Origin of the sequence: Bacillus sp. FJAT-27225, from assembly GCF_001685025.1 — a bacterium.
Taxonomy (GTDB): Bacteria; Bacillota; Bacilli; order Bacillales; family Cytobacillaceae; genus Bacillus_D.
In genome coordinates, this window is the sequence record NZ_MAYU01000021.1 from 1 (window position 1) to 23,103 (window position 23,103).

General features: G+C 43.3%; 20 protein-coding genes. All 20 read right to left on the reverse strand.

From position 1 onward, the window contains the following. Positions 1–405: 405 nt before the first annotated feature. The 20 genes from A8F94_RS12200 to A8F94_RS12295 all read right to left on the reverse strand — a co-directional run bounded on the left by A8F94_RS12200 (position 406) and on the right by A8F94_RS12295 (position 23,010). Complete coding sequence (locus A8F94_RS12200) at positions 406–1,272, reverse strand: 2-oxoacid:ferredoxin oxidoreductase subunit beta (protein WP_066200547.1); 867 nt, start codon at positions 1,270–1,272, stop codon at positions 406–408. Then, positions 1,273–3,006 (reverse strand): 2-oxoacid:acceptor oxidoreductase subunit alpha, encoded by a 1,734-nt coding sequence (locus A8F94_RS12205; RefSeq protein WP_066200551.1) that lies wholly within the window; start codon positions 3,004–3,006, stop codon positions 1,273–1,275. A 289-nt stretch (positions 3,007–3,295) separates the two neighbouring features. Next, complete coding sequence (locus A8F94_RS12210; protein ID WP_066200555.1) at positions 3,296–4,219, reverse strand: dipeptidase; 924 nt, start codon at positions 4,217–4,219, stop codon at positions 3,296–3,298. Positions 4,220–4,412: 193 nt separating this feature from the next. Next, a complete protein-coding gene (gene spoVS / locus A8F94_RS12215; protein ID WP_010193268.1) occupies positions 4,413–4,673 on the reverse strand; it encodes a stage V sporulation protein SpoVS in 261 nt (86 codons plus the stop codon). Between the two features lie 132 nt (positions 4,674–4,805). Then, positions 4,806–5,603, reverse strand: a complete 798-nt coding sequence (locus A8F94_RS12220) for a TIGR00282 family metallophosphoesterase (protein WP_066200560.1) — start codon at positions 5,601–5,603, stop codon at positions 4,806–4,808. Positions 5,604–5,713: 110 nt separating this feature from the next. Continuing rightward, positions 5,714–7,273 (reverse strand): ribonuclease Y, encoded by a 1,560-nt coding sequence (gene rny / locus A8F94_RS12225; protein ID WP_066200563.1) that lies wholly within the window; start codon positions 7,271–7,273, stop codon positions 5,714–5,716. Positions 7,274–7,551: 278 nt separating this feature from the next. Next, positions 7,552–8,598, reverse strand: a complete 1,047-nt coding sequence (gene recA / locus A8F94_RS12230; RefSeq protein ID WP_066200566.1) for a recombinase RecA — start codon at positions 8,596–8,598, stop codon at positions 7,552–7,554. A 267-nt stretch (positions 8,599–8,865) separates the two neighbouring features. Continuing rightward, positions 8,866–10,116 (reverse strand): competence/damage-inducible protein A, encoded by a 1,251-nt coding sequence (locus tag A8F94_RS12235; protein WP_066200569.1) that lies wholly within the window; start codon positions 10,114–10,116, stop codon positions 8,866–8,868. A 26-nt stretch (positions 10,117–10,142) separates the two neighbouring features. Beyond that, positions 10,143–10,721 (reverse strand): CDP-diacylglycerol--glycerol-3-phosphate 3-phosphatidyltransferase, encoded by a 579-nt coding sequence (gene pgsA, locus A8F94_RS12240; protein ID WP_066200572.1) that lies wholly within the window; start codon positions 10,719–10,721, stop codon positions 10,143–10,145. A gap of 62 nt (positions 10,722–10,783) precedes the next feature. Then, a complete protein-coding gene (locus A8F94_RS12245) occupies positions 10,784–11,692 on the reverse strand; it encodes a helix-turn-helix domain-containing protein (protein ID WP_368072786.1) in 909 nt (302 codons plus the stop codon). Positions 11,693–11,951: 259 nt separating this feature from the next. Then, positions 11,952–12,743, reverse strand: a complete 792-nt coding sequence (locus A8F94_RS12250) for a DUF3388 domain-containing protein (RefSeq protein WP_066200578.1) — start codon at positions 12,741–12,743, stop codon at positions 11,952–11,954. A 196-nt stretch (positions 12,744–12,939) separates the two neighbouring features. After that, the gene (locus A8F94_RS12255; RefSeq protein WP_066200581.1) at positions 12,940–13,197 is read right to left on the reverse strand and encodes a DUF3243 domain-containing protein; all 258 of its coding nucleotides are present in this window, start codon (positions 13,195–13,197) and stop codon (positions 12,940–12,942) included. Positions 13,198–13,324: 127 nt separating this feature from the next. After that, positions 13,325–14,047, reverse strand: coding sequence for an elongation factor P 5-aminopentanone reductase (gene ymfI, locus A8F94_RS12260; protein WP_066200584.1), 723 nt, complete (start codon positions 14,045–14,047; stop codon positions 13,325–13,327). A 126-nt stretch (positions 14,048–14,173) separates the two neighbouring features. Then, entirely contained in the window at positions 14,174–15,463 is a 1,290-nt protein-coding gene (gene yfmH, locus A8F94_RS12265) for an EF-P 5-aminopentanol modification-associated protein YfmH (protein WP_066200586.1), read from the reverse strand. Further along, complete coding sequence (yfmF, locus tag A8F94_RS12270) at positions 15,450–16,742, reverse strand: EF-P 5-aminopentanol modification-associated protein YfmF (RefSeq protein WP_066200589.1); 1,293 nt, start codon at positions 16,740–16,742, stop codon at positions 15,450–15,452. The genes yfmH and yfmF overlap by 14 nt, the downstream gene beginning before the upstream one ends. Positions 16,743–17,401: 659 nt before the next feature. Next, on the reverse strand, positions 17,402–18,352 hold the full coding sequence (locus A8F94_RS12275; RefSeq protein ID WP_066200592.1) for an ABC transporter permease: 951 nt from the start codon (positions 18,350–18,352) through the stop codon (positions 17,402–17,404). Position 18,353: 1 nt separating this feature from the next. Then, on the reverse strand, positions 18,354–19,433 hold the full coding sequence (locus A8F94_RS12280) for an ABC transporter permease (RefSeq protein WP_066200595.1): 1,080 nt from the start codon (positions 19,431–19,433) through the stop codon (positions 18,354–18,356). Further along, positions 19,430–20,953 carry an ABC transporter ATP-binding protein gene (locus tag A8F94_RS12285; RefSeq protein ID WP_066200599.1) on the reverse strand — a complete coding sequence of 508 codons (1,524 nt, stop codon included), beginning with the start codon at positions 20,951–20,953 and terminating at the stop codon, positions 19,430–19,432. The genes A8F94_RS12280 and A8F94_RS12285 overlap by 4 nt, the downstream gene beginning before the upstream one ends. A 157-nt stretch (positions 20,954–21,110) precedes the next feature. Next, the gene (locus A8F94_RS12290) at positions 21,111–22,214 is read right to left on the reverse strand and encodes a BMP family lipoprotein (RefSeq protein ID WP_066200602.1); all 1,104 of its coding nucleotides are present in this window, start codon (positions 22,212–22,214) and stop codon (positions 21,111–21,113) included. A gap of 70 nt (positions 22,215–22,284) precedes the next feature. Then, positions 22,285–23,010 carry a GntR family transcriptional regulator gene (locus A8F94_RS12295; RefSeq protein ID WP_066200605.1) on the reverse strand — a complete coding sequence of 242 codons (726 nt, stop codon included), beginning with the start codon at positions 23,008–23,010 and terminating at the stop codon, positions 22,285–22,287. Positions 23,011–23,103 lie beyond the last annotated feature (93 nt).

A 23,103-nucleotide genomic window follows, 5' to 3' on the forward strand; every position in this document is an offset into this window, starting at 1 on the left:
TCATATTATTGTTTGTTGACGCTTGTTTGTTTAGTTTTCAAGGAACAACTTTATTATTATATAACTTCCGTCGCGATATGTCAACGTTTTTTTCAAATCGTTAACAGCAACATTTAATATAATAACATTACGAATCATTAGAAGTCAATAAGTTTTTTTATTTCCTTCAGATTTTTTAGCCGCTAACGAAGCAGCTAAATCATAATACCACTTCCTCAATAGGTTACTCAATGCATAAATATTTCCAATCATAATCAACCAACCACAGAAACCAAGGCCATCCCAATCCCTTCTATTCATTCACTTACAGAGAATGGCCCTTCACTCTTCCTTATATATAGCAAAACCCCCTGGCCAGTTCCTTAATCGGCCAGAGGGTTTTTAAACTATACTTTGTATATACTATTACATGAACTCAGCAACAAGCTTATCAAAATGATCCTGATCAAGGTTAAGATCGGCTTTAGCAAGCGGCTCGGCAGAATAGCCGTTTATTAACTCCTGATAAGATTGGCGCTCGGTATTTTGATAAATGAGGCCAGTTACAAGGCCGTTGTGCTTCATTAAAGTTTGCATTGCCAATTCGCGGTTGTTTGCATCGTAACCTTCAATATCACTAAGTTTGGTCAAGTTCTCTTTAAACCAATCATACGTATTGACTTTGTTATAGGTTACACACGGACTGAAAACGTTAATTAACGAAAAGCCTTTATGCTTAATGCCCGCTTCAATTAAAGCGGTCAAGTCCTTCAAGTCAGTCGAAAAGCTTTGGGCAACGAATGTTGCGCCCGCGGTCAAAGCCATTTCCATAGGAGCGATGGCTTGTTCAATCGAACCCATCGGGGTTGATTTTGTTTTGAAGCCGGTTGCCGACCTTGGCGATGTTTGCCCCTTTGTCAACCCATAGATCTGGTTGTCCATTACAATGTAGGTAATGTCAATATTCCGGCGGATAGCGTGGATGGTATGCCCCATTCCAATCGCAAAGCCGTCCCCATCACCACCTGATGCCAAAACAGTCAAATCGCGGTTTGCCATTTTTACTCCCTGGGCGATAGGCAAAGCACGACCATGAATGCCGTGGAAACCGTATGAATTTATATAACCAGAAATACGGCCGGAACAGCCGATACCGGATATTACAGCGAGTTGTTCAGGCTCGAGCCCTACATTGGCAGCTGCACGCTGGATTGCTGCCTGTACGGAGAAATCGCCGCAGCCAGGGCACCAGTTTGGTTTTACATTATTACGGAATTCCTTAAATGTAGCCATTTAGAACAACTCCTTGCTTTTTGTGTAGATTTCATTAGGAAGGAACGGATTGCCATCATACTTCAACAGCTTGAACATCTTTTCGGCATGTCCCACGTTCATCTTCATAATATTTGCAAGCTGCCCCGTCGCATTGTTTTCAACAACAACAATCTTTTTCGCAGAACGGACAAGCGGAAGGATTTCATCTACCGAAAACGGGTGAATAAGACGAACATGTGCATGGTTCACTTTATGGCCTTCAGCAGACAAGCGTCCCATTGCTTCTTCAATGGCTCCCCTAGTTGAGTTGAAACCTACAATTAACAAATCTGCTTCATCATGTGGTGCGTTGACATGAACTGGTTTATTAAAACGGACATTCGCAATTTTACGGAAACGTTTATCCATCTGGGCAATTCTGTTTGCTGCCGATTCGGAAGGCTTTCCTGTTTCATCGTGCTCAACACCGGTAACATGGTGAATCCCATTTTTCATACCCGGAATAACACGTGGTGATACTCCATCTTCGGTTACTTCATAACGCTTGAAGTAGCCCTTGTTTTCAATTTCAGGGAGTTCTCCTGATACCAGCTTGCCGCGGCGAATTTCCACATTGTTGAAATCCAGCGGTTCCACAGTCTGTTTTCCAAGCGATAGCTGAAGGTCGGAAAGGATGATTACTGGACATTGATATTCTTCTGCAAGGTTGAATGCCTCAGCTGTATCATAAAACGCTTCTTCAACAGTACTTGGCGCAAAGACGATTTTTGGAATTTCACCGTGTGTTCCATAAATCATCTGCATCAGGTCGGATTGCTCCTGTTTAGTAGGAAGGCCGGTTGAAGGGCCGCCACGCTGTGTATCTACAATAACGATTGGAGTTTCTGTAATACCGGCCAGGCCGATTGCTTCCATTTTTAGTGAAAGACCGGGACCTGCAGAAGCAGTAATGGCGCGAACCCCGGCGTAGTTTGCACCAATCGCCATTGTAGCAGCAGCAATCTCATCCTCTGTTTGGATGACCGTACCGCCTAGAGCAGGAAGTTTCTTAATTAGATATTCCATAATTTCTGATGCTGGTGTGATTGGGTATGCAGCCATAAAACGACAGCCGCCGGCAAGTGCTCCCAAAGCGATTGCATCGTTACCGATCATGAACATCCTCTTTTTCCCATCAGCTTTTTCAAGCTCCATGGTACGAACTCCGCCAAGCTGTTCAGTAATAAAATCATGGCCAGCCTGGATCGCATCCATGTTCTTTGCGACCACCTGATCGCCCTTTCTGCCAAAAATCTCGCGAACTACTTCTTCAAAGACCGCGATATCAAGATCGAGGACCGCCGTAGTGGCACCGATTGCAACCATGTTTTTCATAAGCGAAGTGCCAAGCTCTGTAGCAATTTCGGTAAAGGGCACGGAATACATGACAGCCTGGGTGTCTTCTGGTTTTTTTGGATTGAACTTTGCATCAGCAATAATCACGCCATTGTTGTGCAATTCTTTGTAGTTTAAGTCAATTGTTTCCTGGTCGAAAGCTACCAATATATCAAGATCATCGGAAATCGATCTGACTTGGGTGGTGCTAACCCTGATTTTGTTGTTTGTGTGGCCGCCTTTAATCCTTGATGAAAAGTGGCGGTAGCCATACAAGTAGTAACCAAGCCTGTTTAACGCGATCGAAAAAATTTCTCCGGTACTTTCAATGCCTTCCCCTTGCTGTCCTCCAACTTTCCAAGAAAGTTGATTAATCATCCTTTACACCCCTTTGGATATGTAAAAAAATAATAGTTTATACCTTACAACTGAAGTTTAGCACTTTTTCAGATAATTCACTAGAAATGCGCTTGCAAATTAAGCGTTTGCAAAGCACTGTCCGTCAGGTACTAAACGGTTTTAATTCTAGACCTATGTGACAAAAATTGCAACACTTTATGGCATAATATTGTCTAAAATTTGAATATTTTTTCAGACTCAGTTTAATAAACCTATATTCTTACTATTGATGTATGCCGACACAACAAAAAAGACTGATTTATTAGGGTTATTGCGGGAGCCGCTTTTTCATATTCTCATATAGAAATTTTGTTACTTGTATTTCAGAATAATATTTTTGCAATTCATTAATTAAATTATCATACTCGGATGCTGATGATAGCCCTTCTACAGTCTTTTCAATCCCATCAAAATCAGATCCAAATCCGACGTGGTCCTCTCCTCCTAGTGAGCATACATGGTCAAGGTGGCGGATTACATCGGAAATCGTAGCTTTCCCAGCCTTAGTAAGGAAATGAGGGACAAACGTAATCCCCATTACTGTATCCCTCCTAATGATTGCCCTAATTTGGTCATCCTTCAAATTTCGCGGGTGAGGACATTTTGTAAAAGAATTGGAATGGGAAGCCATTGGGAACTCGGCTATCTCCATAACATCCCAAAAGCCTCTCTCCGAAAGATGAGATACATCACACCACGTATTCGTTTCATTTAAAACCTCGACAACCTCCCGGCCAAACGGCGTTAATCCCCTACCTCTCGCTTCCATCGCCCCATCGGCAACTGCATTGGCCCAGTTCCAGGTAAGTCCGACTGATGATACACCCATCCCGAGAATTTCTTTCAATTTGTTGATATCCTTTCCAACCGGGTCGCATCCTTCCAGAGCAAGCATCGCACCTATTTGATTCTTATTAAGGGAAGCTAGGTCAGCTTTACTTTTTACATGGACAATACCATTGGTTTCACCGACAATTTTCTCATGAAAGATTTTTGCCATTTCACAAGCAGCCGTGAATGACTGATCTGCCCTCAATTCAGGTGGAACAAAAATGGCGAACACTTGAAGTTTAATATGGGAATTACGCATCCCTGTCAAATTTGCCTGAAGCTTTTCGGAATCTTTAAATTCTATTGAAGGGTCTTCAAATAATTTCAAAAGCACGTCACAATGGGCATCAAATATAGCCATACAATTTGCCTCCTCGGATATTTATCGCGTAACTCATTATAAAAACAGCCATTCGCCAGTCTTATCGGCGAATGGCATAGTTTTTCTTATCCGTTAGTAAAGTATAAATCCTTTAGCTAAAAAACCTGCTTGAAGGTTACAAGCAGGCTGAATCATGGGTTGCAGTTTAAATACAAGCCAGCGATAAAAGGATTTACCTAGGTTCTACAATTAATTTTATGGCAGTCCGTTCTTCACCGTCAATCAGTATATCGGTAAATGCAGGGATGCAAATTAAATCGACACCGCTAGGCGCTACGAATCCTCTTGCAATCGCTACTGCCTTTACCGCCTGGTTCAGTGCGCCCGCACCAATTGCCTGGATTTCCGCCCCGCCTCTTTCGCGCAGGACCCCGGCAAGCGCACCAGCTACAGAATTAGGATTAGATTTTGCTGAAACTTTTAATATTTCCATTCCTAGCTCCTCCTCGTATAATCCCGATCCCGCATGAGCAGCTCATGGACAGTTCAGGTATATATCATTCCATTGTTACTATATTCATGGCGATTGGGACATATTCCCGCCGGGAGGATTTTTGTATCCTTCTTATGAATAAAAAGGATGGTCCGGATTAACAAGAATCCGTTCAATCTTTTTCGCTTTTCCGTTTTTGCGGTCTAGCTCAATTGAAACAGCAGACAGCTGAGCCGGGCCTTCCTTAGGAACTTCAAAGCGGACAGGCATGGATGTTAGGAAGCGTTTTAATACAGCCTCACGCTCCATCCCCAAAATGCCATCATAGGGCCCAGTCATACCAACATCTGTGATATAGGCTGTACCGCCCGGGAAAATTCGGTTGTCTGCAGTCTGAACATGAGTATGGGTCCCGACAACAGCAGAAACCCTTCCATCAAGATACCAGCCCATTGCGAGCTTTTCACTCGTGGCTTCGGCGTGGAAATCAACGAAAATAAACGGAGTCCTTGTACTAGCCTCCTTAATCAGCTCGTCAGCCTTTCGGAACGGGCAATCAATTGCAGGCAAAAATGTCCTTCCCTGCAGGTTAATGACAGCTAATTCCAGATCATTTAGTTTGACATAAACAATGCCCTTTCCAGGTGTACCCTCCGGAAAATTTGCGGGACGCACCATATATTTGGCCCGATCGATGAATTCAAGAATATCACGGTTATCCCATGAATGATTACCGAGCGTAACTGCCTGCCCGCCCCATTCTAGAAAACTCTTATAGATTGCTTCGGTAATCCCTCTACCCGCAGCTGCATTTTCTCCGTTTATAACGGTCAAATGCGGCCTATACTTATCTTTAAGCTTAGGCAAATACTCTTTTACCATCTCTCGGCCTGGAGAGCCAACAACATCACCAATAAATAATATGTTCATTTTCCTTCTCCACTTCAGTTAGTCTTTACGCCCAATTGTATCATACAAGTTTCATGGTTATCCAAAATTCAAAAAAGGACAGCACCCAAAGGGATGCTGTCCTTTACTACTTATTTTGCATACTCTACTGCCCGGGTTTCACGGATTACCGTCACTTTTATATGACCCGGATAATCGAGCTCTTCCTCAATCCTCTTTCGGATATCCCTGGCAAGCCTGTGAGCTGCAAGGTCATCAATCGCTTCAGGTTTGACCATGATACGAACTTCACGGCCAGCCTGGATCGCAAAGGATTTTTCAACACCGTCGTATGACTCGGAGATTTCCTCAAGTTTTTCCAGGCGTCGAATATAGTTTTCAAGCGTTTCACTTCGGGCACCCGGTCTAGCTGCCGACAATGCATCCGCGGCAGCAACAAGGACTGCAATAATGGATGTAGGTTCCTTGTCCCCATGGTGAGAAGCGATACTGTTGATAACAACTGGATGCTCTTTGTACTTAGTTGCAAGCTCAACGCCGATTTCAACATGGCTGCCTTCGACCTCATGGTCAATAGCCTTGCCGATATCATGCAATAAACCTGCACGTCGGGCCAATGTCTCATCCTCACCGAGTTCAGCTGCTAACAGCCCTGAAAGCTGAGCAACTTCCATCGAGTGCTTAAGGACATTTTGGCCGTAACTTGTACGGAATTTCAATCGTCCTAGAATCTTAATCAAATCAGGGTGCAATCCATGTACCCCTACTTCATAGGTTGTCTGCTCACCGATTTCCCGGATATGCTCATCAACCTCCCGGCGTGCTTTGTCCACCATTTCTTCAATTCGCGCCGGATGGATCCTACCGTCCTGGACCAGCTTATCCAGTGCCAGTCGGGCAGTTTCCCGCCTGATCGGATCAAATCCTGACAGGATGACAGCTTCTGGTGTATCATCAATAATCAAGTCAATACCAGTTAGCGTTTCGAGGGTACGTATATTCCTACCCTCACGGCCTATTATGCGGCCTTTCATCTCATCGTTAGGCAAGTTAACTACTGAAACAGTTGTTTCAGCGACATGGTCTGCAGCGCAACGCTGGATTGCGAGGGAGAGGATTTCCTTTGCCCTCTTATCCGCCTCTTCTTTCGCGCGGTTTTCAGTTTCTTTGATCATCATGGCCATATCATGCGTAAGTTCTTTTTCGGCATGATCCAGGATGATCGCCTTCGCTTCTTCTCGGGTAAGTCCCGAGATTCTTTCTAGCTCGGCTTTCTGGGCCCGTACCATCTCGTCCACTTTGCTTTCCATCTGTTCAATATGCTGTTGTCTTTGGTTTAGAGAATCATCCTTTTTCTCCAGAAGGGTTTCACGCTTGTTCAGCGAATCATCCTTCCGGTCCAAATTTTCTTCTCTTTGCAGTAACCGGTTCTCTTGTTTTTGCAGTTCATTTCTTCGTTCCCGAATCTCACGTTCTGCTTCAGTCCGAAGCTTGTGAATTTCATCCTTCGCTTCCAGAAGCGCTTCCTTCTTGGAGGCATCTGCATCGCGTTTAGCGTCTTCAAGAATTTGCTCCGCTACACTTTTTGCGCCAGCTATCTGCTTTTCCGCAAAGGACTTACGAATAAAATAGCCAACAACCGCACCGACGAATAGGCCAAGCAAAATGGAGATGATATCAATGACGTCCATCGTTACACCTCCTCTTGCTATGAACTTTTGTTACATTTTCAAGTGTCGGCATGTACATTGTGTTCAACATACAGCAAGCACCAAGGCTTTTAACATGTAAAATTACCAAAAATGTAAAATATACATTTTTAATTGTATAGCTGTCAATATTCATTGTCAAGGGTTTGTCCTTTCATTACCAATAAATATGACAGTAACTGGAAAAAGAACAATAAATGCAGCTAATTATTCTAAAATAAAAAAGCAAAGCCATACCGGCTTTGCCTTCTTGATAATAGTTAGTCGATCAATTCAAATTGTTCAGGATCGTCCTCTTCCTCTTCTTTTACCACTTTCACGCCGTCGAGGTTGTAATGATCACGGATTTGCTGTTTGACCTTTTCACGGATTTCAGGGTTTTCCCTAAGGAATGTCTTGGCATTTTCCCTTCCCTGGCCAATACGCTCCTCATTGTAGGAGTACCAGGAACCGCTCTTTTGGACAATGTCAAGGTCCGAGCCAATATCAACAATTTCCCCTTCACGGGAAATTCCTTCACCGTACATGATATCTACTTCTGCAGTCCGGAATGGAGGAGCAACCTTGTTTTTGACTACCTTGATCTTCGTTTTGTTTCCTATCATTTCAGTACCCTGCTTTAAGGTTTCAGCACGACGCACTTCCAGACGGACAGTTGAATAGAACTTTAGGGCACGGCCCCCAGGTGTTGTTTCCGGATTTCCGAACATAACGCCAACCTTTTCACGAATCTGGTTAATAAAAATGGCGATTGTTTTAGACTTGTTAATTGCACCGGAAAGCTTTCGAAGAGCCTGGGACATCAGGCGGGCCTGCAAACCGACATGGGCATCTCCCATCTCACCTTCAATTTCAGCTTTTGGTACAAGTGCCGCAACAGAGTCTACCACGACGATGTCAACTGCCCCACTGCGGACAAGAGCTTCGGCAATTTCAAGAGCCTGCTCCCCTGTATCAGGCTGGGAAAGCAACAACTCATCAATGTTGACGCCTAGTTTTTGCGCATAAGCAGGGTCAAGGGCATGCTCGGCATCAATGAACGCAGCCGTTCCTCCCTTTGCTTGGACTTCAGCGATTGCATGAAGCGCAACAGTTGTTTTACCTGAACTTTCAGGTCCATAAATTTCAATAATACGCCCGCGTGGATATCCTCCAACTCCAAGGGCAATATCAAGGGTAAGGGATCCGCTTGATATAATGGAAATCTGTGTGTCTGTCTTTTCCCCAAGCTTCATAATTGAACCTTTTCCGAACTGCTTTTCAATCTGCTTTAACGCCATTTCAAGGGCTGCTTGACGATCACTCACTGTGTTTCCTCCTTAAGATCATATATATAAAAGCATAAGCGATTGGATACAATCTAGCAAATTACTTCTATTAATAATATACTATTATTCAACCCTTTTGTCCAGCAAAAAAGCGAACATCTATTCTGTTTTTTTATATAGCTCTCTTCCATTGAAATACCCGATTTGCGTGGCAGAATCCACTATTATTCACTCCATTTGGATGCAGAAAAACAATTTTTCCATGAAAACTGAAATTTCTATTTTAAAAAAAGAAGGAGCCTTTAATTAGGCGTCCTTCGTTTCCTTTAACCTCTTTAGGAGAAAATAGCAACCGTATTTTACGGTCCGAATCCGGTTTGCTTCCCGATTGCCGCCAAGATTCAATTTTTCGGCAGTGGTTGGCTGGCCATTTATACTAATTCCAATATACACAGTACCGACCGGCTTCCCTTCCAGTTCATCCGGGCCGGCAACGCCCGTAAAACTTATCCCGATATCGGAATGGGTGAGTCTTGCTACATTTTCAGCAAGCTCACGTGCGCATTGGGAACTCACAACGCCATGTTCTTCAATTGTTTCTTTCTTGACATGGAGAACCTCAGCCTTGACCTGATTCGTATAACACACCACTCCGCCCTTCAGATTGCCTCCGGCGCCAGGAATGCTTGTATACTCTTGCTGGAACATTCCACCTGTCAAACTCTCCGCACTGGAAATGGTCTGACTATTTTCCTTTAGAAGCTTGGCTAATTCATTCATAAGGGATGTATCATCATAGCCGTAAAAGTACTCTCCAACCCGGGCAAGTATTTTTTCTTCGATTTCATCAAGAAGCTCAATTGCTGCCTCCAGAAGTGAATGTTTTGCGGTAATCCTCAGTGCTACTTCCCCATCGGATGCCAAAGGGGCAATCGTAGGATTGCTCTGGCTATCGATAATATCCTCAAGTTCATGCTCAAGAAGCGCCTCTCCAATCCCAAAAAACCGGAGAACTCTTGAGATAATATGTTCATTCTTGTCCATTTTGCCTTTAATGGCAGGTACACCATAGGTAAGGAACATTGGCTCCAATTCCCTTGGCGGCCCCGGCAGAAGCATATACAGTTTTCCATTTTTATCGAACAGCATGCCAGGAGCCATACCATGGTCATTCGGGAGGACTTTGGCACCTTCCAAAACCAATGCTTGCTTCTTATTATTTTCAGTCATTTCCCTGCCTGTCCGTTTGAAAAACTGCTCAATTGATTCCATCGCCTGCTTATCCATAGCAAGGCCAGTATTTAAATGAGAAGCAACCGACTCTTTTGTCAGGTCGTCTTTTGTGGGGCCCAGTCCGCCCGTCACAATGACTAAATCCGAACGTGATTCAGCAATTTGCAAAGTACTCTTAAATCGTTCAGCATTATCACCAACAACAGTATGGTAATAAACGTTAATCCCCATCAGGGCAAGCTGCCCAGACAAGAACCTTGCATTTGTATTATTAATTTGCCCAAGCAGCAATTCAGAGCCAACTGCAATGATTTCAGCATTCAACTGTCAATCACACCTTCAAGTAGGGTCTATTTTGAATTTTTAAAGACATGCAGGTTTTTGGAAAAATAATCCCACCCTGACCAGACGGTAAAGATCAAGGCAACCCATAAAGCTATGTCATCGAATGGAAATCCAATGATTTCAAAAATGATATTATGAAGCAACAGCGCGGAGATTGCCACAATCTGTGCCCATGTTTTTATTTTCCCTAGCATATTGGCGGCAACGACTTCTCCCCCTTCGACTAGGAGAAGGCGCAAACCTGTAACGGCAAATTCTCTGCTGATAATGATGATGACAATCCAGGAAGGAGCCAATTGCAGCTCTACCAGAACAATCAATGCCGCTGATACAAGCAGCTTATCAGCCAATGGATCGAGGAATTTCCCCATGTTTGTAACAAGCTTGTATTTCCTCGCATAGTATCCATCTACCCAGTCAGTCGAAGCAGCTACAATGAATAGCAGAGCACCAACCAAATGGTTTACAGGAAGTACCGTACCCAAAAGGCTTAGCTCACCCCAATTAAATGGTACGAGCATAATGATTAAAAATAACGGAATGAGAAAAATTCTAGATATTGTAATTTTATTAGGAACATTCATTTTCTTTCCTCCAAGTTGGATAAAATCTAAGGCGCGAAAAAATAGCCATCATCAATGGATGACTATTGTTCCTCCTTGCTATAGCGAATCGTTATATCCTGACGAACCTGGTCCGTGGGTGGAACAGCATATTCAAGCTTCTGGCCATTCACATAAATCTCTGTATCAACGGACCTTCCGACGACGATTACAGCTTCAGACTCATTAGTGAAATCGACCGTATGATCAGCCTTTTTTCCATTAACGGCCAACATCCCCTGGAAGAAAGATTTCCCATTGCCATTCTTTATGTTTACCCATGTTTCTCCTGTAGAAACAACTTTGACTTCAAATTTTTCAGCATTTTTCAGTTCATATGTTGTTTGTTTTCCCGCTGCCTGGACAACAGCAAGCTCTTGGGCAGGAGTTTCAGGTTCAGCCGGTTCTTCACTCTCTCCATCTTCTCCACCCTTATTTTCTTCTCCTGCTTCATCCTCTTCAGTATTGCCATCGTCTGCCGGTTTTTCCTTTTCCACAATAGTTGGTGGAGCATCATTTTCATTTGGCTTCGAACCTGAATCGTTTGCAGCATAGTGCTGTACCAGGAAGTACACGAGGGCTGCAGCACCAATAATGAACACCCAAATCAGGATTTTAGGCAAAACATCAAATATACGCGAATTCCCTTCGGCAAGGCCTTTTCTGGATTTAACGCGTGAAAGCTGCTCTGGCAAGTCTTTTCGCATCGGGGATGGAATTTCAGCCTCATATGTATCGAAAATCTCATCGGGATCAAGCCCAACTGCCTCTGCATATTGCTTTATAAATGCGCGGACGTAAAAGTCCCCCGGCATACTGGAATAATTGCCTTCCTCGATGCCAGCCAAGTATCTCTTTTGTATTTTAGTTGCGGCTTGAAGATCATCAAGGCTTAGTCCTTTTGCAAGCCTGGCTTCTTTCAGCCTGTTACCTAGTTCTGTCAATACTAACACCTTCCAACTGTATAAAATGAAACTTCAATCAGCCGGGGGTTCCTCATCCCCAACGATTGTTTGTCCCGTTTAGCCGCTAAGACGCCAAATTACGGTGACCAAGCAGCACTACGAACCCGATAGGTGCAACTATGCCGCATTAAAGCGCGCAGCAACAGTTTCACCGTATTTCACAATCGGGCTCATCCTGAAGTTGATCCCCTGCCCTTTTTTGGTTAAACTTTTGGAATCTTAAAGTGGGGGCTTACTGTCCATCGGATTAAAAATCGAAATCTCCAAAATCCGAGGCCGGGAATCCATCCTTAAGATCAACGACGTCATACGTTATTTCTTCATCGGCATCATTGCGGAGTTCAATAATATAATCAAAATCATCCATTGTATATTCAGAGTTTCTGATAAAAATATCAGGATGCTCAATTACCTTGACGGCTGGCAGCCGCATAATTTCCCTCACCAGCTGCCAATGCCTTTCGTTTGCCCTTTTTGTTGAGACAATCCCATCAATAATAAAAAGGTTGTTTGCGTTATATTCATCCTCAATGAGCTGGCTTCTGATTGTTTGCTTAAGGAGTGTGGACGATACAAACAGCCATCTCTTATTTGCACAGACACTAGCCGCTACAATCGATTCCGTCTTGCCAACTCTAGGCATGCCTCTAATTCCTATTAACTTATGGCCATCCTGTTTAAACAGCTCAGCCATAAAATCGACCAGCAAACCTAATTCATTCCTTACAAACCTGAATGTTTTTTTGTCGTCAGCATCCCTTTGAATATAGCGTCCGTGCCTGACCGCAAGGCGATCGCGAAGTTTCGGTTCACGTACCTTTATTAGTTTTATTGTATCCATCGTATGTAAAATTGACTCAAGCCTTTGGATCTGGTCATCGTTGTCGGCAAGGATCAACAGCCCGCGCCTGCCTTGATCGACCCCATTTATCGTGATGATGTTTATAGAAAGCATGCCTAGGAGGGAGGATATATCGCCCAGAAGACCAGGGCGGTTTTTGGTGATTTCGTACTCTACGTACCACTCTTTCTTTGCCATATGTACCTCCTGCCCGAACTTCTGACAAAATTCATCATAATTTATCTATCCCTATATTAAATGATTTTAAAGTAAAGAGAAAGGAAAAACCATCTAAATATGAATATTCACTAGGGCAGCAGTAATACCTTAAAATGGCCAAAAGTGAGAAGTTTAAGATTTATTTACAAAAAAAAAGAGAGGAGGGTCCTCTCTTTTAGCGGGTTCCGTTATTTTGGACGAGCTTTACCATCATATTTGCAATGGCATGCTGTTCATCCTTATCAGCTACAGACCAAAGGTCGGCAAGGATGCGTTCCTGCTCGTTCTTAGGCTCAACCTGATTAGCAAGATAATCACCGATTTGGTAAGCCAGATCTGAAACCACTTCTTTGTTCATTCCCTGGTCCTGTGCTTGATGGAGCCTGTCAGCAAGAAAGTCTTCCCACTGTTTCCAGTTGTCGAGTACAGACATTATTTAACCCCTCCTTTTCAATACTACACAATTAGTTTGCCGGGAGAGCCAATTGCCTATGCATTCTTTTTTTAAATCAGGGACGGTCTGGGTTGCGAATTGGCAAACGAGAACCGTCCCTTTTAACCTACGTATGCCAGCCGCCATTGATGGAGAGGACGTGGCCTGTTATGTACGTGGCATGGTCCGATATTAGAAATGCGATTCCTTTTGCGATTTCTTCTGGTTCGGCCAGCCTTCCCATCGGGATATCAAGGGAAATAGCCTCCAGCTCATCGGGACTAAATCCGCCGAGCATCCCTGTCCTGACTGCACCAGGAGCGACCGCATTAACTCTTATTCCGCTGGGGGCAAGCTCCTTGCCCAGTGCTTTAACAAAAGCGATTTGTGCGCCTTTTGCAGCCGAATACGCAGCCTCGCATGCCGCACCTTCCTGTCCCCAAATTGATGAAACCATTACAATATTGCCAGTTTTTTTCGCAAGCAGTTTTGGAAGGAGGGCCCTTGTCAGCAAAATAGGGTTCATAACGTGGATATTCAATAAGTACTGAATTTCTGTATCAGCCAAATCCTGCAGCAAACCATATACACTGTTGCCGCTGCAATGGATGATTGCATCAAGGTTCTGAATGTGTGATACTAGTTCATTGTATCCTGCAGTTTGTGTAAAATCCGCTTTAACAGCCAGATACTCGCCACCTAATCCAGAAAGCTCTTCAATAAGGTCTTTAATATGGCCTTCATTTGAATTGTAATGGAGATACAGATTATAACCGTTTTTCGCGAGTTCCCTTGCTGTTGCCATGCCGATTCCACCACTTGCGCCTGTAATTAATGCAAACTTCTTCACAATCCTCACCCTTATATTGTTGCCTGCACTCTTTTAGGCAGTGCATGCCATTTTTTCGAATGGAATATATTCAGTTTTTCTTTAAATAAGGAAAAGCGCCAACCATGGCGCTTTTCGATTACTCTTTTACTTGGCCAATGGGACAACCTGGCACACCGAAAAACGTTCTTCTGAAAAAAGTTCCCGGGATACTTTCTGAATATCCTCCAAGGTTATTTTTTCAAGAACAGGAACAACAGCGAAAAGATCCATCTCATTAAAAGCATAACGGGTAAATTGATTTGCTATGAATTCGGGAGAGTTAATCGCTCTTAAAAACGAACCAATTTTCTTACGTTTTGCCCGTTCGAGCTGTTCTGATTCAATTGTTCCATCCTTTGCTGCCTGTAAAACTTTCTTCAAGGCATCGGCCAGATCATCAGGCCTTGATGTATCACCGCCTACCATAGCGAAGCCGAAACCCTGTTCCTGCGTATAGTCGAAGGAGAAGGTCTCATCAATAAGGCCTTCATCGTAAAGGCGAGCATAATTATCCGAGCTTTTACCAAAGAGAATATCGAGCAGCAGATTCATGGATAGTTCCTGGGCCAGCATTTCTTCTCCGTTTGTATCAACATTTAGAGCCTTTAATCCCACAAGACATTTTGGAGTCTGGACGTTCATTTCAAGAACTTGCTTAGCCTTTGATACACCTGCTGCCTCAGGTTCAAAATTCCTCTCTATCTCGTTTCTTGAATCGAACTGTTTTTTCCCCTGGTTATTCTTGATTTGAGCCATCATTTTTTCGGGCTCGACCGGGCCAACAACGAAAAGAAGCATATTTGAAGGATGATAAAACGTGCTATAACATTCATACAGCATATCCTTATCAATCTTGGCAATGGATTCGATTGTACCAGCAATATCGATTTTCACCGGATGGTCGTGGTACATATTTTCTATGAGGCCAAAGTAAAGGCGCCAGTCCGGATTGTCATCATACATCGTGATTTCCTGGCCGATAATCCCTTTTTCCTTCTCAACGGTCTTTTCCGAAAAATACGGTTCCTGGACAAAATCCATCAATGTCTCCAGGTTTTCTTCAACCCTCGAGGTACTAGAAAACAAATAGGCGGTTCTTGTAAAGGACGTAAATGCGTTTGCGGATGCCCCTTGTCTGCTGAATTGCTGAAACACGTCCCCGTCTTCCTTTTCAAACAATTTATGTTCAAGAAAATGAGCTATACCGTCAGGAACTATTACAAACTCATTCTTGCCGGGGGGTTTAAATGTATTGTCAATTGACCCGTACTTTGTTGTAAATGTCGCATACGTTTTGTTAAAACCTTGTTTTGGAAGGATATAAACATCCAGTCCATTAGGAAGCTTCTCATAAAAAAGTTCTTCCTTTAACTGGCTGAACTCAATTTTCTTCATGCCCGGACTCCTCCTTTCCCGTCAGGAAGTATATTGTATCAAGATCGACTTTTTGTCCAACTTCCACAATTTCTTCACGAGTGGCCGCTTTCATTCCATCAATCCACTCATCAAGAGTCAGCTCCACTCCCGCGACCACATTATGATACAGAATTTCAACAATGCCTCTATTCGTATCAATGGTTTCTAAAATCTGGTTAACAATGACTGCTTTGGTCTGTTCGAGTTCCGCATCTGAAAAATTGCCTTTTTTCATTTCATCCATCTGCTCTTTAATAATTCCAACAGCTTTATCAAAGTGATTTATATCGATTCCAGACATAACCATTAAAAGCCCTTTATGGCTCTCCAGCCGGCTTGCGGCATAATATGCAAGGCTTGCTTTTTCACGGACATTGATAAAGAGCTTGGAATGTGAAAAGCCGCCAAAAATTCCGTTAAATACCTGAAGGGCAGAATAGTCTTTGTCACCATACAGTGTGTTTGTACGATAACCAATGTTCAGTTTACCCTGCTTTACATTTTGAACTTCCTTGATAACTTGTTCTTTTTCCTTTTTTCCAATTGACCGCTCTCCCGGATGTTTAGGCTGCCTTGGTTTAAAAGTAAAGAGTTCGCCAGCAAGCGACTTCACTTCCTGTTCATCAATATCGCCCACAACATACAAGTCCAGCTCATCCTCATCCAGCGCCCTTTGGTATTCGCTATAAAGGCTTTGCGGCGTTATCTTATCAACATCCTCCAATGTACCGTGCACATTGACAGCATATGCTTCATCCTTGCACATCTCTTCAACGAGCCTGAGGTTGGAATAACGCATCTTATCATCAAAAGCAGATTGGATTCTCTGTTTGTGGGTGCGCTTTTCTTTATCAACCGTGGCACCGTTAAAGCCGTTCCCGTCTAAAAGCGGATTGAGGATAATTTCTCTTAAAAACTCAAATCCTTTTCTTAGCAGAGGTGAGGAGTCTGCAAGAAATTTTTCATTGGCTATTTCAACAAAAAAGGAAATAATATGGTAATCGCCTTTCTTGGCCAAATCAACATAAAAAACAGCTCCATACAGGTTATCCAAATACGATCTTAGCTTCGCTGTAGTTGGAAACGCTGCGGAGGAACTTTGTAAAACATATGGGATAAGTGCCCTGGCTGTTGCATCCTCTCTGTTTAATGGGGCTTTCATTTTAAATACAAGTGCATTGGTTTTGTATTTGCTTGTTTTAGCAATGTGCAGTTTATACCCCTGCATCGGGATTGTTTTTTCTGACAAGACGGCCATTAAAATCCTCCTTTATAAGGAATCTACAAGTTTATCCCGCATTAACGGGCTGTAAGACCCCCACCTAAAGTCTTGGGAATCGATGAAGCGTAGTTGGGGGATAACAGCCCGTAAAAGCCCGATTGGTGAAATACAGTGAAACTGGCCGCTGGAACTATAGCGGCTTAGTTGAACCAATCGGGTTCGTATTGCCGCTTAGTCGCCGTTCTTTGGCGAATTAGCGGCAATAGAACGGGACTAACAATCAGTGGGGGGATGAAGACCCCACTGAGTGAAGTTTCACTTTATCGGCATTCAATAGTATTTATTTTTTGCCTGGTAATTATAATATATTCTAACTATAAATTGTCAGCCTAACAAATTTAAGCAATCTGCTTATATATATGAACTTATTTTGTTTATATCCCGCTATTAATCGGTGATGTTACCCAAAAATGAATCACACTCTTTAAGTCGTATACAGGAATTCATGCTTGTCCAAGGGATCACTTATTCCTTTTCCATCCAGAAAACAGAAATTGTATCCCCTCCTAGGACGAACTTTTACCTTTTAATACGGAAATTGTTGCACTAGCAGTTCTAGATAAAACTACCCCATTGCTTTATTTATTCGTATAACTAAAAAAACCCTCTGCAAACGCAGAAGGTTTCTAAACATATTATCTCTTTCCTGAGTCGAATGGTTCGCCTGCAGCCTTTGGTGCCTGGGAGGTTTTTGAGAATAATACCAGTGCAATCAAAGTTACCACATAAGGGAAAATCTTTAATAGGATTGGCGGAATAACAGACAGTTCAGGTATTACCTGTGATACATTGGCAATTGTACTCGCAAAACCAAAGAAGAAGGCTGCGGCGAGTACACCAAATGGTCGCCATTGTCCAAAGATTAGTGCAGCTAGAGCAAGGAAGCCAAGCCCAGAAACGGTACCGGTAAATTCCCCGGCATATGTCAGTGTAATCAATGCTCCGCCAAGGCCGCCGAATGCACCCGAGATTAAAACACCGCTGTAGCGGACCCGCCTTACATTTACACCTGCAGCTTCCGCCGCCTGTGGATACTCACCACATGACCGGAGGCGAAGGCCAAACTTTGTTTTATACAAGACAAACCAGCTTATGACTAAAACAACCAAAATAAACCATGTGGTTGAATAGGTTTTAGTGAAGAATAAATCTCCGATAATTGGAATATCAGATAATCCAGGAACATTTTTTGGTGCAAACCCAGTCGTTACCCTGATATTTCCACTGCCGGTGATATTCCTTGCCAAAAAGATTGTTAATGCGGTTGCAATCAAGTTGATTGCTGTACCACTAATGATTTGGTTTGCGTTCAAATTGATACTTGCAAATGCATGCAGCAAAGAAACTAGCATGCCAAGAACAACTGCCGCCAATAGACCAATCCATAGAACCGCAGTATGATTCATTGTTCCATTCAAATAGTAAACTGTCAGGGCACTCGCAAATGCTCCAAAGACCATTAGCCCTTCAAGTGCAATGTTTACAACACCGCTTCGTTCACTGAAAAGCCCGCCTAATGCAGTTATGAGAAGAGGAATAGTAAATACAATCGCATATGGAAAAATCTGTTCAATGATTGTCCACATTTTATAGCTCCCCTTTCCCTGGTGCAGGAGCATCCATTGCTTTTTTGTTATTCTTATTTTTCATGAATTTATTTACCAAACGTTCAATCAAAATACTTGTTGCTGCGAAATAAATGATGATAGCAATGATGGTATTTGCCAGTTCAGGCGGGATTTCGGTCATCGCATTCATAAAGCCGGTTCCTGAATAAAGTAAACCAAAGAAAACAGCTGCGAAAAAGACGCCGATTGGATGGTTGTTTGCCAGCAGTGAAACCGCTATACCATCGTACCCCTGTGCAGGAAGAATGCCGATTTGCATGCTGGAAGCATTACCAGTGTACATAGCAACACCGCCAAGACCTGCCAGACCACCTGCAATCAGCATGGAAAGGATAATATTCCTGTTTACTTTCATGCCCGCATACTCTGCAGCAAACCTGTTAAACCCTACAGCCTTCAATTCAAAGCCCAGGGTCGTTTTTTCAATAATGAACCAAATAATGATAACAGCAAGTACTCCAAGGAAAAGGCCAAGGTTAATATAGGATCCCTGGAACATTTCAGTTAAAAATGGAGCTTTCAATGTTGCCGCGTCTGGGAGTTTCCGTGATTCTGTTTCAAGGAATTCTCCTTTAAAATAGCCAGGGACGGTATAGTAAACAGTCCAATATGCAACCCAGTTCATCATAATCGTTGATACAACTTCATGAACATTAAATTTTGCCTTGAGCAAACCTGGGATGAAAGCCCATAATGCTCCACCAATTAAGCCGGCAAAAATCATCAGCAATAGAAGAACCGGCCTTGAGAAGTCAAATGTCAGACCAACTGCAGTTGCACAAAGGCCCCCGATTAGCATTTGGCCTGCGGCACCGATGTTAAACAGTCCCGTTTTAAATGCAAAGGCTACTGAAAGACCGGTAAAGATAAGGGGTGTAGCTGTAGCGAGTGTATCCCCTATCCGTTGAATATTCTTTAGTGCCCCCTGGAATAAATATGCATACCCCTCAAATGGGTTTGCACCGATGAAGAGCATCAATATTCCTCCAGCAACGAGACCCAAAGCTATTGCAATTAATGAAACTATGGTATTTCTCATTTGCCTCTCTCCTTACTTACCCCTGCCATCATCAGGCCCACTTCATTTTCATCGGTTTCGGAGGCATTTACTATGCCGATCAAGTTTCCATTGTTGACAATGGCAATTCGGTCGGAAAGTTTCAATACCTCATCCAACTCCAAGGAAACGAGAAGTACTGCATTGCCATTATCCCTGTGTTCGATCAGCCTTTTATGAATGTATTCAATGGAGCCTACATCGAGGCCGCGAGTTGGCTGGACAGCAATTAGCAGCTTCGGGTTCAGTTCCATTTCCCTTCCGATGATTGCTTTTTGCTGGTTGCCACCTGAAAGAGTCCTCGCTCTTGATCCGGCACCTTCACCCGCTCGCACATCAAAATTCTGCATAATAGTATCTGCATACTTCCGCATTGCCGACTCATTCAATAAGCCTTTTTTGGAAAATGGCGGCTTGTTATAAATTTCAAGAACCATATTGGACTGCAGGGTGTAGTCAAGAACCAGCCCCCGCTTTTGCCTGTCTTCCGGGATATGTCCAATGCCTGATTCAATTCTTTCCCTTATAGGTACGTTTGTTATGTCTTTTCCGAGTAACTCAATCTTGCCTGATTCGGCTTTTCTAAGGCCAGTTATCGCCTCGACAAGCTCGGTCTGGCCGTTTCCTTCAACTCCGGCGATGCCAACGATTTCTCCTGCCCGGACTTCCAGTGAGAAATTCTTTAAGCCCAATACTTTTCTGTTGCTGTTGACGGAAAGATCGTTAACTTTTAAGACTGTCTCCCCCGGTTTGCTTTCGGCTTTATCAACCGCAAAGGATACACGGCGCCCTACCATCATCTCGGCGAGGCTCGCTTCGCTTGCTTCAGCTACATTAACAGTGCCAATCCCTTTTCCCCTGCGAATAACCGTACACCGGTCAGCAACCGCCTTTATTTCTTTCAGCTTATGTGTAATAATGATGATTGATTTGCCTTCCTTGATTAGGTTGCGCATAATCTTCATCAATTCATCGATTTCAGCTGGGGTTAATACAGCCGTAGGTTCATCAAAAATCAGAACTTCCGCTTCACGATACAGCATTTTCATGATTTCAACCCTCTGCTGCATCCCTACGGAGATATCCTCGATTTTTGCATGCGGGTCAACATTCAAACCATACCGCTTTGAAAGTTCTTCTATTCTTTTGGCAGCGCGGTCAATATCGAGCACGATGCCTTTTAGAGGCTCACTGCCAAGAATAATGTTTTCAGTAACTGTAAAATTATCAACAAGTTTAAAGTGCTGATGCACCATCCCAATTCCCAAACGGTTGGCGACATTCGGATTGGTAATTTTCACTTCTTTGCCGCGGACTTTAATAATTCCCTTTTCCGGCTGGTACATCCCGAAAAGCACACCCATAAGAGTCGACTTACCCGCACCGTTCTCACCAAGCAGAGCATGTATTTCCCCCTGCTTCAGAGTCAATGTAATATTGTCATTTGCCACTATTCCCGGAAATTCCTTGCGGATATTCAGCATTTCAACTACATAACTCATTGTAACACCCACCTCATCTGAGTCATCTGTTCCTTTATTGAAATAGGGGTCCCCTATTTTTTTCAGTAATTATAAATCATTACCAGCTTTTCCAATGGGTTATATAGACTTAGATACAAAAGAGACGGAACGTGCCCGTCTCCTTTGCATTTGTCATTTACTTGATTAAAGAGCCTTGCTCGTCAGCAACAGTGATTTCACCTGATTTAATCTTTTCGTAAACTTCTTTAACCTTAGCTTTCGTATCATCGTTTAAGTTAGGGTTTTCTTCAGGGAGTCCGATACCATCGTTCTTCGCGTCAAAAGTAAGAGTTTCGCCACCTTTGAACTTGCCGTCCAATTCATCCTTGATCATATCAATCGCAACTTGGTCAAGCTTCTTCATAGCGGATGTTAGGATTACTGATTTACCATCCTTACCTTTTCCATCTTCATACTGGTCACTGTCTACACCGATAATCCAAACTTCTTCACCAGCACCGGCACGCTGTTTGGCTTCGTTAATCGCACCAACACCAACGCCGCCAGCAGCAGCGAAAATAGCTTTGACCCCACGGTCATACATTTGGGCAGCGATTTGCTGTCCTGCAGCCACGTTGTCGAAAGAACCTTGATATAGGACGTTTTCAGGCTTGATTGTCATTTTTGTGCCCAGGTTATCATTTGCATACTTAATGCCTTGCTGGAAGCCCCAGTTGAATTTCTGTACAGCAGGAATTTCCATACCGCCTATGAAACCAACGTCGCCTTCTTTTAGCTGGTTTGCAGCCGCAACACCAGCTAGGAAGCCTGCCTCATGCTCAGCAAAGAAAACAGCCACTGTATTTTTAGCAACTACTGGCTTAAAATCACCTGAATGTGGGTTTCCGTCAAGAATGACGAATTTTGCATCTTTATATTTTTCCTGTGCCTGGAATATAGCAGTTTCAAATTTAAAGCCAGGAGCTACGATAAACTTGTATCCAGCATCATAAAGGTTACCTATTTCCTTCAGGTATTCAGCTTCAGTTGTTCCTGCTGGCTTCAGATATTTTGTCTGTACACCGAACTCTTCCTCAGCTTTTTTGATACCTTCCCAAGTACCTTGGTTAAATGATTTATCATCGATTGTACCAGCGTCAGTGACCATGCCGACTTTTAAATCGTTTTTCTTGCCGCCATTGCCAGTACCCCCATTGCTCTCATCCGAACCGCAAGCTGCCAATAGCATGCTAGCAGATAACAGCAACGACATAGCCAAACCAAATTTACGCTTTTTCAAGGTTGGAACCCCCTATAGATTTTGTGATTTAGCAGGAATGTGAAACTAATTACTTGCAACTTGCCCAGTATTAAAATCTTTTTCTTAAGACTTTGAAGCTGAACTTGTCTGCTTTGAAATAATTCACCGAATAGAGAACTGGTTCATCCGCCTCATCGAAATGCATCTGTTTTAGAACAAACATCGCAGTCTCGGGTTCACATTCAAGGATGGGAGAAATTTTATCGTGGTAGCCTAATGGTTCGATTTGGGCAACCGCGTATGTAATCCTCCGGCCCGCTTCATTCTCCAATATCGAGAAAAGCGATTCCTCTTTATGCGAGAAAGCTTCTGGCAGAATGCGCTCCGGAACTTTGTCTATACAATAGACAACTGGTTCTCCGTTTGCGGTCCTTACCCTCTCGGTCACGACGATTTCCTCATCCTGGGTAAATGAAAATCGGCGAATGTCTTCCTCTCCTGGCATCTGAGTTGATGAACTCAAGAAAATTGTGCCTGGTTTCATGCCTGCCTGCAGAATCATATCCGTGACCGAGCTAAGCTGCTCGATACCGGAACTAAACAGGGGTTTCGCATTAACAAACGTTCCGACACCATGCCGGCGAATGATAACGTTTTCTTCCTCGAGTATGCGCAACGCTTCCCGAAGTGTTGCCCTGCTTACTCCTAGATGTTTGGCAAGATCGAATTCAGAAGGGAGTTTTTGTCTTTCTTTATATACTCCTTCTTCAATGTCTTGCTTTAACCGGTCAATTACTTGTAAATATAAGTGACGGTTATCTGCCTTGATTGACATGCAGGTACCTCCAGTTTTTTCTTAAGACATCAGACATCTGATGTATAATCATTCCTACTAATCGACAATACTATAACACTTTTCGACTGATAA

Excerpts from the sequence above, each read along its gene's own strand:
- A8F94_RS12200 (WP_066200547.1), bottom strand. The coding sequence starts at position 1,272 with ATGGCTACATTTAAGGAATTCCGTAATAATGTAAAACCAAACTGGTGC.
- A8F94_RS12205 (WP_066200551.1), bottom strand. The coding sequence starts at position 3,006 with ATGATTAATCAACTTTCTTGGAAAGTTGGAGGACAGCAAGGGGAAGGC.
- A8F94_RS12210 (WP_066200555.1), bottom strand. The coding sequence starts at position 4,219 with ATGGCTATATTTGATGCCCATTGTGACGTGCTTTTGAAATTATTTGAA.
- spoVS (WP_010193268.1), bottom strand. The coding sequence starts at position 4,673 with ATGGAAATATTAAAAGTTTCAGCAAAATCTAATCCTAATTCTGTAGCT.
- A8F94_RS12220 (WP_066200560.1), bottom strand. The coding sequence starts at position 5,603 with ATGAACATATTATTTATTGGTGATGTTGTTGGCTCTCCAGGCCGAGAG.
- rny (WP_066200563.1), bottom strand. The coding sequence starts at position 7,273 with ATGGACGTCATTGATATCATCTCCATTTTGCTTGGCCTATTCGTCGGT.
- pgsA (WP_066200572.1), bottom strand. The coding sequence starts at position 10,721 with ATGAATGTTCCTAATAAAATTACAATATCTAGAATTTTTCTCATTCCG.
- A8F94_RS12250 (WP_066200578.1), bottom strand. The coding sequence starts at position 12,743 with ATGGCAAAGAAAGAGTGGTACGTAGAGTACGAAATCACCAAAAACCGC.
- A8F94_RS12255 (WP_066200581.1), bottom strand. The coding sequence starts at position 13,197 with ATGTCTGTACTCGACAACTGGAAACAGTGGGAAGACTTTCTTGCTGAC.
- yfmH (WP_066200586.1), bottom strand. The coding sequence starts at position 15,463 with ATGAAGAAAATTGAGTTCAGCCAGTTAAAGGAAGAACTTTTTTATGAG.
- yfmF (WP_066200589.1), bottom strand. The coding sequence starts at position 16,742 with ATGGCCGTCTTGTCAGAAAAAACAATCCCGATGCAGGGGTATAAACTG.
- A8F94_RS12275 (WP_066200592.1), bottom strand. The coding sequence starts at position 18,352 with ATGTGGACAATCATTGAACAGATTTTTCCATATGCGATTGTATTTACT.
- A8F94_RS12280 (WP_066200595.1), bottom strand. The coding sequence starts at position 19,433 with ATGAGAAATACCATAGTTTCATTAATTGCAATAGCTTTGGGTCTCGTT.
- A8F94_RS12285 (WP_066200599.1), bottom strand. The coding sequence starts at position 20,953 with ATGAGTTATGTAGTTGAAATGCTGAATATCCGCAAGGAATTTCCGGGA.
- A8F94_RS12295 (WP_066200605.1), bottom strand. The coding sequence starts at position 23,010 with ATGTCAATCAAGGCAGATAACCGTCACTTATATTTACAAGTAATTGAC.